Below are 12,595 nucleotides of genomic sequence, written 5' to 3'. Positions count from 1 at the left end.
ACATTAGAACCGTTCTAAACCTTGACTTGGCGCAGGCCGAGGCGCATATCAGAAGCCTAACGAAAAAGGGGCCTCACCATGTTCATTCAGACGGAATCGACACCAAACCCGGCCACCCTGAAATTCCTGCCCGGTCAAAGCGTGCTTGATGCGGGCACGGCAGATTTTCCGAATGCCGAAGCAGCAAGCACCTCGCCCCTTGCCCAGCGCATCTTTGCGGCGGGCGGTGTGACCGGCGTATTTTTCGGGATCGATTTCGTCACCGTGACCAAGGCGGATGACGTCGAGTGGGATCATATCAAACCCGGCATCCTTGGCGCGATCATGGAGCATTATCAATCAGGCCAACCGGTAATGACCGGTGACGCCCAACCCGCCAGCGGCCATGCCGAACATACTGGTGAGGATGGCGAAATCGTCAATCAAATCAAGGAATTGCTTGATACGCGGGTGCGCCCCGCTGTCGCACAGGATGGCGGCGATATCACATTCCACGGCTTCGATCGCGGCATCGTCTACCTCCACATGCAGGGCGCCTGCGCCGGCTGTCCGTCGTCAACATTGACCCTGAAGATGGGGATCGAAAACCTGCTGCGCCACTACATTCCCGAGGTGGTCGAGGTCCGGCCCGTTGCAGCCTGACCAGAAACTCATTGCATTCGACACATCGGCGGCGCATTGCGCCGCCGCTTTGCTGTTGGGGGATCAGATCACGACCCGCGTGGATGAGATGGCGAAAGGTCAAGCCGAACATCTGATGCCCATGCTGGAAGAGATGTTGCGCGATGCGGGGATCGGTTGGCATGATCTGTATGGTATTGGTGTCGGCACGGGACCGGGTAACTTTACGGGGATCCGCATCGCCGTATCCGCTGCGCGGGGGCTAGCGCTTGGGCTGGGAAAACAGGCGATTGGTGTGGATGGCTTTGCAGCCCGCGCCCATGGCCTACAGCGGCCGACCACAGTGACAATCCCCGCGCCGCGCGGGCAGGCTTACGTTCAATCGCTGCACGCGGATGGCGGTGCGGCAGCGCCCAAAATCGTTCCGCAAGCGACTTTGCCGGCGCCCATTCCTGCAGCAACCTTGATCACCGCGGTGGCCCGCATCGCCGCATCGCGCATTGGTAAAGACAATCCGCGCCCTGCACCCCTTTACATCCGCAGCGCTGATGCTGCCCCGCCGCGCGACCCCGCGCCGATCATCGTGCCATGACACCGGCCGGGTTGGCACGGGTTCACAAGGCGGCCTTTGCCAAGCATGGTGCCTGGGACGAGGCTGCCTTTGCCAGCCTTTTGGACCAACCGGGTGTTAATTTGATCGGCAACACGCGCAGCTTCGCGCTCATCCGGGTCACGCTTGATGAAGCCGAGTTGTTGACCATTACCACATCGCCAGATTACCAGCGCGCCGGGCGTGGGGCAAAGACCCTTGCTGCGGCAGAACAGGCTGCAAGGCGACTTGGCGCGCTGAATATGTTTCTCGAGGTCGCCGAGGATAACACGCCAGCCCGCGCCCTCTATCACCGCACGGGTTATGCTCAGGTGGGCCGTCGCCCAGGTTACTATCGCCGCAGTCCTGAAAAGGCAGTCGCCGCGATTATCTTGCGTAAAGCGCTTTCGACGTCAATTTAGGCGGCAATCCCGGCGTCTTCACGTCACAACACGTAAAAACCGGTTGATCTTCACCCCATTGACGGGCCTTATCTTGTGATGAACCGGCAACGACCGGTTTGGGTATCAAGGGGGTGGTCAGATAGGTCACAGATCACCCCGAGTTCAACGACCTGGGAGACGACAATGACCCTCATGCACAAATTCCTCGGCGCTTCCGCCGCGCTGGCACTGACTGCCGGTGCCGCTGCTGCCGACCCTGCCATTCTGTTCGATCTGGGCGGGAAATTCGACAAATCCTTCAACGAAAGCGCCTATAACGGGGCTGAACGCTGGGCCGAAGAGACCGGTGGATCGTATGCCGAGGTGGAAATCCAGTCTGATGCGCAGCGCGAACAAGCGATCCGCCGTTTTGCCGAATCCGGCGCGAATCCCATCGTGATGGCAGGTTTTTCATGGGCAACACCGCTGGCCGAAGTCGCGGCTGACTATCCTGATACGAAGTTTACGATCATCGATATGGTGGTCGAGGCCCCCAACGTGCGGTCTGTCGTGTTCAACGAACACGAAGGATCGTACCTTGTCGGCATGATGGCTGCGATGGCATCCGAGTCCGGGACCGTATCCTTTATCGGTGGGATGGACATTCCCCTCATCCGCAAATTCGCCTGCGGCTATGCGCAGGGTGCGAAGGCGGTGAACCCTGATGCGACCGTCATTGCCAACATGACCGGAACGACGCCTGCCGCTTGGAACGACCCTGTGAAGGGTTCCGAGTTGACGCTGGCGCAAATCAGCCAAGGCTCTGACGTTGTCTTTGCCGCGGCTGGTGGGACTGGTGTTGGTGTGCTGCAGACAGCTGCGGACGAAGACATCCTGTCCATCGGTGTGGACGCCAACCAGAACTACCTGCATCCGGGTGAGGTGCTGACATCCATGCTGAAGCGCGTCGACAATGCCGTTTACGAGGCGATGTCGCAGGGCGAGGATCTTGAGGTCGGCTTCAACGTCATGGGTGTGGCGAATGAAGGCGTGGGTTACGCGCTTGATGAACACAACGCAGAATTGGTCAGCGAAGAAATGAAGGCAGCTGTTGATGCAGCCGCCGCTGAGATGGCCGATGGCACGCTCGCGGTCCACGACTATACCAGCGACGAAAGCTGCCCGGCGCTGAGCTTCTAAATCAGCCCAACGGCCAAAACGATCCAAGGCCGCGCAGAGCAATCCGCGCGGCCTTTTGCACATCTGACAGGGTTCCGCCATGACCGATCAAGCCCCCGCCATCGAACTCAAAGGGATTTCCAAAGCGTTCGGCCCGGTGCAAGCCAACAAGGATATCTCGATCCGTGTCATGCCCGGCACGATCCACGGGATCATCGGCGAGAACGGGGCGGGCAAATCGACGCTGATGTCGATTTTGTACGGGTTTTATAAGGCGGATAAGGGTGAAATCTTTATCCAAGGTCGCAAAACTGCAATCCCCGATAGCCAAGCTGCCATCGCGGCTGGCATCGGAATGGTATTCCAGCACTTCAAACTGGTCGAGAATTTCACGGTGCTCGAGAATGTCGTTCTCGGGGCCGAGGACAGCGGTCTATTGCGCCCGTCGCTCGCCCGTGCGCGACGCGAACTCAAAAGCCTTGCCGAAGAATATGAACTGAACGTCGATCCCGACGCCCTCATCGAAGAGGTCGGCGTTGGGATGCAGCAGCGCGTCGAAATCCTCAAGGCGCTCTATCGCAAGGCCGATATCCTGATCCTGGACGAACCCACCGGCGTGCTGACCCCGGCAGAGGCCGATCACCTCTTCCGCATTCTTGAAAACCTGCGGCGCGAAGGCAAAACGATCATCCTGATCACGCACAAACTGCGCGAAATCATGGAGATTACGGACACCGTCAGCGTCATGCGACGCGGTGAGATGACCGCGACGGTGAAGACGTCCGACACCAGCCCAGCGGAACTCGCCGAACTGATGGTTGGCCGCAAAGTCTTGCTACGGGTTGATAAAGCCCCCGCGCAACCGGGCCGCAAAATCCTTGAAGTCCGCGACCTCAACGTAACGGACAGCAAGGGCGTGCATCGGCTGAAAGGTATCAGTTTCGACGTCCATGCCGGCGAAATCCTCGGGATCGCAGGCGTAGCGGGTAACGGGCAATCGGAATTGCTAGAGGTGCTTGGCGGGTATCAGACCGCCACGGGATCAGTGAAGGTGAACGGTGAAGATATCGACCTGACCGGCGCCAAATCGGATGGCCAATCCCGCCGCCTGCGCGGCATCGCCCACGTGCCCGAGGACCGGCAGCGCGAAGGGCTGATCATGGACTTCCACGCATGGGAAAACACGGCCTTTGGCTACCACCATGCCGACGAGTACCAGCGCTCAAGTCTCTTCATGGACAATGCGGCGATCCGTAAGGACACCGAAGAAAAGATGGCGCGCTTCGACGTGCGCCCGCCTGATCCGAAACTCGCGGCCAAGAATTTCTCGGGCGGAAACCAGCAGAAAATCGTGCTCGCGCGCGAGATTGAGCGGAACCCTGACCTGCTTCTTATCGGTCAACCAACACGCGGTGTGGACATCGGCGCCATCGAATTTATCCACCAGCAGATTGTTGCACTTAGGGATCAGGGCAAGGCAATCTTGTTAGTTTCTGTGGAGTTAGAGGAAATTTTGTCGCTCTCGGACCGCATCGCCGTTATGTTCGACGGAAAAATGATGGGCGAACGAATGCCTGAACAAACGGACGAAAAAGAGCTTGGGTTGCTGATGGCAGGCATGACAACCGAGCCGAAAGGTCCACTGCACGAAGCGGTGGAGGCCAATCTGGCCCATGCTCACGGCGACGCGAGCAAGGAGGTCTGAGGCATGGATGTGATGCCAAAATGGGCCGATGTCGTCCTGATACCCCTGATTTCGATCCTGTTGGCCGCGATCCTGTCCGCACTTGTGATCCTGGCCATTGGTGAAAATCCATGGGAAGCGCTGAAACTGATGGTATCGGGCGCACTGGGGTCGACCTATGGCTGGGGCTACACGCTTTACTATGCCACCAACTTCATCTTTACCGGCCTGGCCGTGTCCATCGCCTTTCACGCGCGGTTGTTCAATATCGGCGGCGAAGGTCAAGCTCTACTAGGTGGCTTGGGCGTGGCGTTTATTTGTTTGGGCAATTTCTATTTTTGTTTGGACTGGCTTCCCAGAGTGTCAGACACTGGTGTTTGCTACGGTTTCTCTATTGCATGGCCACACTGGACCATTGCTTTGGTCGCAGCAACGCTGGGTGCCGCATTGTTTGGCGCTGCATGGGCGGCGATCCCCGCATACCTTCAGGCCAAGCGGGGCAGCCACATCGTGATCACCACGATCATGTTCAACTTCATCGCTGCCGCACTTCTCAACTACTTTCTGATCGGGGCGCTGAAGGTCCCCGGCTCGATGGAGCCTGCCTCAGCCAAGTTCCCCGAAGCGACGCATCTGCCGTCGTTTCAGGACATGTTCAGCTTTGGCGAAGCCGCGCTGTTCCGCGGCGCACCCGCCAACATCACCTTTTTCGTGGCCGTCGCCGCCTGCCTTGCCCTTTGGGCATTGATCTGGCGCACGCGGCTGGGTTTTGAAATTCGGTCATTCGGCCAGTCGGAATCGGCGGCCAAATATGCTGGCATCAACAGCACCAAGATCATCATGATTGCCATGCTGATCTCGGGTGCGTTGGCCGGCATGATGGCCATCAATAACGTCCAGGGCGAGGCCGAACGGCTGGTCCTGAACGCAGTGGAGGGGGCGGGCTTTATCGGCATCGCCGTCGCACTGATGGGGCGCAGCCATCCCTTTGGGGTGTTTCTCGCGGCCCTTCTTTTCGGCTTTCTATATCAAGGCGGCGCAGAACTCGCCCTATGGACGTCGATCCCCCGGGAACTGATCATCGTAATACAGGCATTGGTGATCCTGTTCACGGGCGCACTGGATAACATGGTGCGCATGCCGCTCGAGCGGCTTTTCCTGAAAATGAGGAGAGCATAATAATGAAAATGGCAGGACAATACAAAATCGGTGTCGAGGATGACACCGGTGCCGATCTGGGCTTTGTGCTCAGTTGTTTGGCACTGGGCATGATCTCGATGGAAGAGTTTCACCAGTGGATCCACCATGTGATCGACCAGACCCCGGGCGGCGACGTGCCGCCACATCTGGTTGCGCTGTTGGCGCTGCAGAAACCGGCCAGCGTGTTCAGGCCCAATCAGGCCGTGATGAAGCGCATCCCACATGATCCGTTTATCACCGATGACCGGTTTGATGCGATGCTGGGCTTGCAATTCTTCCTGCGCAAAGACCGGACGCAAGCAGTCGAGATTTCGCAGGCCGAGGCGGAAAACGCCCTGCGGCGTCACCCCGAAGTGGCCGACCGGTTTTTCAACTTGTTCCCGTTCTTGATGGAGAAAGTCGCCTAGATGGATTTCGCCACCCTTCTGCAAATGCTGGACGCCACAGTGCGTCTGGCGACCCCGCTTTTGCTGGCTTGCCTTGCAGGTCTGTATTCCGAGCGGGCCGGTATCTTTGATATCGGGCTGGAGGGGAAGATGCTGGCGGCGGCGTTCCTGTCGGCAGCAATCGCTGCCGTTTCGGGCAGCGTATGGCTGGGCCTAATGGCGGGGATCGGCGCGTCAATGCTCCTATCCATCGTACATGGGCTGGCGTCGATCACGTTCCGGGGCAATCAACTGATATCCGGCGTGGCGATCAACTTTCTCGCTGCGGGGCTGACGGTCGTCATTGCCCAAAGCTGGTTCCGCCAAGGTGGGCGGACCCCGCAGCTATCGGGAGGTGGACGGTTCAATCCGATTACCCTGCCGTTCGCGGAAACCCTGCGCGATGTGCCGTTCATCGGCCCCATCTACTACGAACTGATTTCCGGTCACACACCATTGGTCTACGTGGCCCTGCTCATGGTCCCACTGACATGGTGGGTACTGTTCCGCACACGTTTTGGCCTCCGGCTACGTGCCGTCGGCGAAAACCCGGCGGCGGTGGACACGGCGGGCGTGTCGGTCGTCTTTCTGCGTTATACCGCCGTCGCCATCTGTGGTGTGCTGTGCGGTATCGCAGGCGCGTATCTGTCCACCGCATTACAAGCGGGCTTCGTCAAGGACATGAGTGCCGGGCGCGGCTTTATCGCACTGGCGGCCCTGATCTTCGCCAAGTGGCGGCCTTGGTATGCACTTTACGCCTGCCTGCTGTTCGGCTTCCTGCAGGCGATGTCACTCCGCCCCGACGTGATCGAGGGCGTGCTCAATTTCCGGGTCAACGGTCAGTTACTGGACGTATTGCCGTACATCCTGACCGTCGTGATCCTCGCCGGTTTCGTGGGCAAGGCGATCCCCCCAAGGGCGGGTGGCGAACCATATGTCAAAGAACGCTGAAACGCTTGCCGCCCAGATCCAGGGCGCCGCGGGCAAGGACCCGGTCAAGGTCGGGCTGATCCTCGGCTCTGGCCTTGGCCACATCGCCGATACGGTGGATGGGGTCGCGATCCCCTACGACGACCTCCCCGGTTTCCCGCATGCGGGGGTCTCGGGGCATAATCCGAAACTCGTCGTCGGTGATCTCGAAGGCGTCCGCGTGGCGGTCTTTGGCGGACGTTCACACTACTACGAGAATGGCAAGGCCGAGGCGATGCGGCTGCCGCTGGAAGTGCTAAAGGAACTTGGCGCCGACACCATGATCGCCACCAATGCCGCCGGTTCGCTACGCCCCGATATGCCAACCGGGTCGATCATGTGCCTGTCGGACCATATCAACTTTTCCGGTCTCAACCCATTGATCGGCGAACCGACCGACGCAAGGTTTGTCCCAATGACTGATGCCTACGACACTGACCTGCGCGCGGCACTTCACAAGGCCGCCAAAGCGACCGACACCAACATGGCCGACGGTGTCTACGCTTGGTACTCTGGCCCCTCGTTCGAAACCCCTGCGGAAATCAAAGCCATCGCGACGCTGGGTGCGGATGCGGTCGGCATGTCCACCGTTCCCGAGGTCATTCTGGCCCGGTTCTTGGGGCTGAAAGCCGCCGCAATTTCGACGATCACCAACATGGCCGCGGGGATGAGCGATGAGTCGATCAGCCACAGCCATACCAAAGCTATGGCACCGATTGGCGCGGCCAAGCTGGAAAAGGTATTGCGGGGCTTTTTGAAGGCGCAGACATAAGGCCAATTTTACGACACCGATAAGACCAACGGGCTGAAATGCTGCGTATGCAGCATGAATCGGCAGCGATCATTTGACAGAACCACCCGAAAGGTTTTTTGTGCCGCCACTGGCACAAGCGCCACGGATCAGTTCATGCAGATTTACCTCCCCATCGCCGAAGTTTCGGTGAATGCTTTCCTGTTACTCGGACTTGGCGGAATCGTGGGTGTTCTTTCGGGCATGTTCGGCGTGGGTGGTGGTTTCTTGATGACGCCGCTTCTGTTCTTTATCGGCATCCCACCAGCAGTGGCCGTGGCGACCGAAGCGAACCAGATCGTCGCCTCGTCTTTTTCCGGCGTGCTCGCGCACCTCAAACGAAAGACCGTCGACCTCAAGATGGGGACGGTCCTGTTGATTGGCGGCCTGATCGGCTCTGCGCTTGGCATCATACTTTTCAACTACCTCAAATCGCTGGGCCAGGTCGAATTGCTGGTGCAGCTTTGCTATGTGGTCTTCCTTGGGATCATTGGTGGTCTGATGTTCCTCGAAAGCCTCAGGGCGATCCGCAATTCAAGGAAAAATGGCGGTAAGGTGCCCACACGGCGCAAGCATAATTGGGTCCACAACCTGCCGTTCAAAGTGAAATTCCGGGTCTCGGGCCTTTACATCTCGGTCATCCCACCGCTGCTCGTCGGCGTTCTCGTCGGTGTCCTCGCCGCGATCATGGGGGTCGGCGGTGGTTTCATCATGGTGCCCGCGATGATCTATCTTCTGGGCATGCCGACCAAGGTTGTCGTCGGCACATCGCTGTTCCAGATCATTTTCGTGACCGCGTTCACGACGATGCTGCACGCGACAACCAATTACACCGTGGATGTCGTCCTCGCCGTTCTTCTCCTTGTCGGCGGCGTCATCGGCGCACAGATCGGGACGCGCATCGGCGTCAAGATGAAGGCCGAGCAACTCCGGATTCTACTTGCGCTCATGGTTCTCGCGGTCTGTGGCAAGCTGGCCTTCGACCTGCTGGTCGAACCCTCCGAACTTTACACACTCGGCACTGGTGGCCATACATGATCCGCCTTCTTGTCCTGTTCCTGCTACTCGCAGTCCCGGCGAACGCCGAAGAAATTGTTCTGGGCCTTAGTCGCGATCGCGTGGCCATCACAGCGACATTCGAAGGCTCCGAAATCCTGATCTTCGGCGCGATCCGACGCGAAGAACCGATCCCCGACAATAGCGAACTGGGCGTGATCGTCACCGTCGCCGGACCCGACACACCGGTCACAGTGCGACGCAAGGATCGACGCGCCGGCATCTGGGTCAATACAGACAGCATCGAGGTCGATGCGGCCCCATCGTTCTATGCGGTCGCGACAACGGCGCAGATAGAAGACGTGCTGCGCGATGTCGAAGATTTGCGCTATCGTATCACGACCCGCCGCGCCATCCGGGCTGTCGGCACCGGCGTCAATGACAGTCTGGTCTTTACCCGCGCCCTGATCCGCATCCGGGCAGGGCAGGACCTTTACCAAGTGCTGGAAGGCGCCGTTGATCTGGAAGAAGAGACTCTTTTTCGTACCGCCATCACGCTTCCGGCCAACCTGACCGAAGGCGAATACAAGGCGCGTATTTTTTTGACCCGTAACGGACGGGTCATCGACGAATACCTCACCACGATCCCCGTGCAGAAAGTCGGGCTAGAGCGGTGGCTGTATAATCTGGCCCACGAAAGCGCATTTCTGTATGGGCTTATGTCGATCGCGATCGCGATCAGCGCCGGTTGGATCGCCTCTGCCGCATTCAGCTTATTGCGCCGCTAGCCTCGTCCGATATGCGGCATCGTCGTCGCCATCACCATCATCGACTGTACATTCGCCTCGGCCGGCAATGATGCCATGTGATAGACGGACTGCGCCACATCTTCGACCGCCATCGTCGGCAACGGTTCAAGTCCATGTGCCGCCCGCGCTTTCTCAAGATCAACCACCATATCCGTCCGTGCATTCCCGATATCGATCTGACCACAGGCGATATTGAAGGCACGGCCATCCAGTGACAACGTCTTGGTCAGCCCCGAAACCGCATGTTTGGTCGTCGTATAGCAGGTCGATCCTTCGCGCGGGGTATGCGCGGAAATCGAACCATTGTTGATGATCCGTCCACCTTGCGGATCCTGCGCGCGCATCTGGCGGAACGCGGCGCGGGCACATAGGAACATACCGGTCAGATTCACGTCGACGACTTGCTGCCAATCGCCCAAAGCGATTTGGTCGATCGTCGTCTGCGGACCGAACATCCCCGCATTGTTGAACAGCACATCCAGATGGCCAAAGGCATCAAAGGCCGCGCCAACAGCCGCTTCATCGGTCACGTCGCAGGGAAGGGCCTGCGCATTTTCGTGTTCGATCTTCGCCAAATCATCCGCCCGTCGTGCGATCAGACCCACACGCCAACCCTGTGCCAGAAAATGCTCTACCGTAATCCGCCCGATCCCGCTGCTGGCGCCAGTGATCATGATGCTTTTCATATCTCTTCGCTTTCCAACGTCAGCGGTGCGGCAGGTACATCCAGATCATCCACCCGCAACGCCGTCTGTGGCTTGGCCAACCGGTTCCGCACGACCCAACGCAGCTGCGTTTCCGCCCGTGTGATGGCAACATACGCCAGCCGCTTCCACAGCGGCTGACCTGCCTCGACCCGCCCCATGCGCGAGGCTGCGTAGATATCGGGCGCAAAGACCTGCACCGTATCCCATTGCGATCCCTGCGCCTTGTGGATCGTCACAGCCGCCCCATGCAGAAAGGTCGCGCCCATGCGGGCGGCGAAGGGGATGAAAGGCTCTGCCTCGCCCTCCTGTTCGATCTTGACGATGCTCGCCACACCGACGCGCGGGTCCTCTGCGCCCATGACATGTAGCTTAGAGAATCCGGGGCGCTTGCCCGGCCCCAAATAGATCACCTGCGCGCCCTTGATCAGGCCCTTCGCCTCAAGATCAAGCCGCCGCTTGCGATGCTTTAGTGGCAATTCGATCCCGTCGCAAATCAGCGGCTCACCCGACAACAATTCGTCCGGCGGCGCGCCAAAGGCGGCACGAAAGGCATGAATCAGACGGATGCGCGTCGCGTTGCGCCAGACGAGACAGGGGGAGCGGGCCATCAAATCCGCCTCGACCCGCTGCGCCATAACAACACGATCATCGTTGCGGGCCGCATCCTCGACCATCCGTTCGAACCCGTAGAAATCCAACTGTGGATCAGCCAGCGCATGGGCCAGATCAAGGATCGGGTTGTCGGCATCCTGCCGGTGGATGCGCTGTAACTCCAACACGCGTGGGGCGGGCAGGCTTTCGAACACCATCCCGCCGGTCGATTGCACCGGCGGCAACTGGGCCGGGTCGCCGAACAGCAAAAGCGTCGGAAAAATCTCTTGCAGGTCCTCGAACTGCTTCTCATCCAGCATGGAGCTTTCATCGACAAAGCCGATATCCAACGGCTCTTCCCGTCGTTTCCAACCGGTGATGAAATCACTACCGCGCAGACCAGCCGCCGCCAAAGCCGCGGGAACCGACTTGTTCGCCTGATACGACGCATGCGCGCGATCCAGCGCCAGATCGGTCAGCCCTTCAATCTCGGGCCGGTCGCCTTGTCCGGCGAGCCATTCGGCGACCTTTTCGTATTCGGGGTCATAAACCGGCGTGTAAAGAATGCGATGGATCGTCGTGGCGGGCACGCCCCGATTTCGCAAAACACTGGCCGCCTTATTCGTCGGGGCCAGAATAGCCAATGTCCGGCGATCCTTCCGTTTGCGCCCCTCCCAATCGCCCGAAATCACGTCGACACCAGCCTCATCCAGCGCTTCGTACAGTTTGGCCAGCAGCATCGTCTTGCCCGATCCTGCCTTGCCGATCACGGCCATGACCGATGTCGCCTCGCTCTGCGGCGGTTGCAGCAGGCTATCATCCAGATCAACGCCGGATTGGCGCAAAGCAACGGCGACATTATCCCATGCCGCCGCCTGATCTTCGGAAAATGTAATGGTGGGCGCGTTCATGGGGCGACACTATCCGCACCGCCCCGGCACGACCAGCGGGTTTAGGCCACTTGCTGTAGTTCTTGTACGGTCTGACCGAAAGACCGATTGAACCAGTGCTCCGAAATCTCGGACGACAAACCGGCCTTGCGCAGCACCCGAATACGATCCTCCGGGCGGTACGGCCACAAACCCACGCTGATCTTGTCACGCCCCTCACCCGCGCTGCCCAACACCTCGGGCGACGCGCCGATCATGGAATAAATGCGCACCATGCGCGGGTCGAACACACCCAGCAAATGGGTCAACGAAAAGGCGCGCATCAACTCACCCCCCGCCAGCATCATCGCCGCGGCAACGCGCGGGCTGGACTTCTGGCCCAGACAGAACCGTGTACATTCCCAGATGAACGGGCTGCGAATATCCTGCCCATTTAGCAATTCCGAGAAATGATCATTGACCATCGTCCGCTCGGTCGTGGGCAGGAACCGCATCGACCCGCCATGGGTGCCGTCGGCATTTCCCCAAATGACATAAAGCGGGTTCATCGCGTCATATTCATCCTTTTCCCAGCCGTTTTCGTCGACCGTCACGGCCCACTTCAAACGTTCGGAAAACTGCACCGCACGATCGCGATGCATGCTGTCCTGCAGGACAGGATAGTCAGACAGTTGATTGGCATAGATATATCGCAGCATGGTTGCACCCTTTCGTACCGATTACCGACGAAAGGAAAACTACGGCGGGCGGACGCTTCATTGG

14 protein-coding genes are annotated in these 12,595 nt (G+C 59.1%); 11 read left to right on the top strand and 3 right to left on the bottom strand.

The genetic code is table 11. The features are described from left to right. The first annotated feature begins 78 nt into the window (after window positions 1–78). The 11 genes from V8J85_RS11290 to V8J85_RS11240 all read left to right on the top strand — a co-directional run bounded on the left by V8J85_RS11290 (window position 79) and on the right by V8J85_RS11240 (window position 9,624). Window positions 79–642 (top strand): NifU family protein, encoded by a 564-nt coding sequence (locus tag V8J85_RS11290; protein WP_339953836.1) that lies wholly within the window; start codon window positions 79–81, stop codon window positions 640–642. Further along, window positions 632–1,213 carry a tRNA (adenosine(37)-N6)-threonylcarbamoyltransferase complex dimerization subunit type 1 TsaB gene (gene tsaB / locus V8J85_RS11285; RefSeq protein WP_339953835.1) on the top strand — a complete coding sequence of 194 codons (582 nt, stop codon included), beginning with the start codon at window positions 632–634 and terminating at the stop codon, window positions 1,211–1,213. Before V8J85_RS11290 ends, tsaB begins: the two co-directional genes overlap by 11 nt. Continuing rightward, window positions 1,210–1,632 carry a GNAT family N-acetyltransferase gene (locus V8J85_RS11280; RefSeq protein ID WP_339953834.1) on the top strand — a complete coding sequence of 141 codons (423 nt, stop codon included), beginning with the start codon at window positions 1,210–1,212 and terminating at the stop codon, window positions 1,630–1,632. The genes tsaB and V8J85_RS11280 overlap by 4 nt, the downstream gene beginning before the upstream one ends. Window positions 1,633–1,797: 165 nt before the next feature. Next, on the top strand, window positions 1,798–2,793 hold the full coding sequence (locus V8J85_RS11275) for a BMP family lipoprotein (RefSeq protein ID WP_339953833.1): 996 nt from the start codon (window positions 1,798–1,800) through the stop codon (window positions 2,791–2,793). Between the two features lie 79 nt (window positions 2,794–2,872). Continuing rightward, on the top strand, window positions 2,873–4,477 hold the full coding sequence (locus V8J85_RS11270; RefSeq protein WP_339953832.1) for an ABC transporter ATP-binding protein: 1,605 nt from the start codon (window positions 2,873–2,875) through the stop codon (window positions 4,475–4,477). A 3-nt stretch (window positions 4,478–4,480) separates the two neighbouring features. After that, window positions 4,481–5,635, top strand: a complete 1,155-nt coding sequence (locus tag V8J85_RS11265) for an ABC transporter permease (RefSeq protein WP_339953831.1) — start codon at window positions 4,481–4,483, stop codon at window positions 5,633–5,635. A 2-nt stretch (window positions 5,636–5,637) separates the two neighbouring features. Further along, window positions 5,638–6,063 (top strand): hypothetical protein, encoded by a 426-nt coding sequence (locus tag V8J85_RS11260; protein WP_339953830.1) that lies wholly within the window; start codon window positions 5,638–5,640, stop codon window positions 6,061–6,063. Then, window positions 6,064–7,032, top strand: coding sequence for an ABC transporter permease (locus tag V8J85_RS11255; RefSeq protein WP_339953829.1), 969 nt, complete (start codon window positions 6,064–6,066; stop codon window positions 7,030–7,032). Continuing rightward, the gene (locus tag V8J85_RS11250) at window positions 7,016–7,822 is read left to right on the top strand and encodes a purine-nucleoside phosphorylase (RefSeq protein WP_339953828.1); all 807 of its coding nucleotides are present in this window, start codon (window positions 7,016–7,018) and stop codon (window positions 7,820–7,822) included. The genes V8J85_RS11255 and V8J85_RS11250 overlap by 17 nt, the downstream gene beginning before the upstream one ends. 135 nt (window positions 7,823–7,957) lie before the next feature. Then, a complete protein-coding gene (locus V8J85_RS11245) occupies window positions 7,958–8,878 on the top strand; it encodes a sulfite exporter TauE/SafE family protein (protein ID WP_339953827.1) in 921 nt (306 codons plus the stop codon). Beyond that, window positions 8,875–9,624 (top strand): TIGR02186 family protein, encoded by a 750-nt coding sequence (locus tag V8J85_RS11240; protein WP_339953826.1) that lies wholly within the window; start codon window positions 8,875–8,877, stop codon window positions 9,622–9,624. Before V8J85_RS11245 ends, V8J85_RS11240 begins: the two co-directional genes overlap by 4 nt. On the opposite strand, the gene V8J85_RS11235 is transcribed toward V8J85_RS11240, so the two are convergent. Genes V8J85_RS11235 through V8J85_RS11225 form a run of 3 tightly spaced genes read right to left on the bottom strand, consistent with a single transcriptional unit; the run spans window position 9,621 to window position 12,531 of the window. Beyond that, window positions 9,621–10,331: an SDR family oxidoreductase gene (locus tag V8J85_RS11235; RefSeq protein ID WP_339953825.1), complete on the bottom strand. Its 711-nt coding sequence runs from the start codon at window positions 10,329–10,331 to the stop codon at window positions 9,621–9,623. The genes V8J85_RS11240 and V8J85_RS11235 overlap by 4 nt on opposite strands. Further along, complete coding sequence (locus V8J85_RS11230) at window positions 10,328–11,854, bottom strand: ATP-dependent DNA helicase (protein ID WP_339953824.1); 1,527 nt, start codon at window positions 11,852–11,854, stop codon at window positions 10,328–10,330. Before V8J85_RS11230 ends, V8J85_RS11235 begins: the two co-directional genes overlap by 4 nt. 41 nt (window positions 11,855–11,895) lie before the next feature. Beyond that, window positions 11,896–12,531: an acyl-homoserine-lactone synthase gene (locus V8J85_RS11225; RefSeq protein ID WP_339953823.1), complete on the bottom strand. Its 636-nt coding sequence runs from the start codon at window positions 12,529–12,531 to the stop codon at window positions 11,896–11,898. Between the last annotated feature and the right edge of the window lie 64 nt (window positions 12,532–12,595).

The organism is Yoonia sp. 2307UL14-13, assembly GCF_037572755.1.
In the GTDB taxonomy this organism is placed as follows: Bacteria; Pseudomonadota; Alphaproteobacteria; order Rhodobacterales; family Rhodobacteraceae; genus Yoonia.
This window is presented reverse-complemented; position numbering and strand designations above follow the sequence as displayed.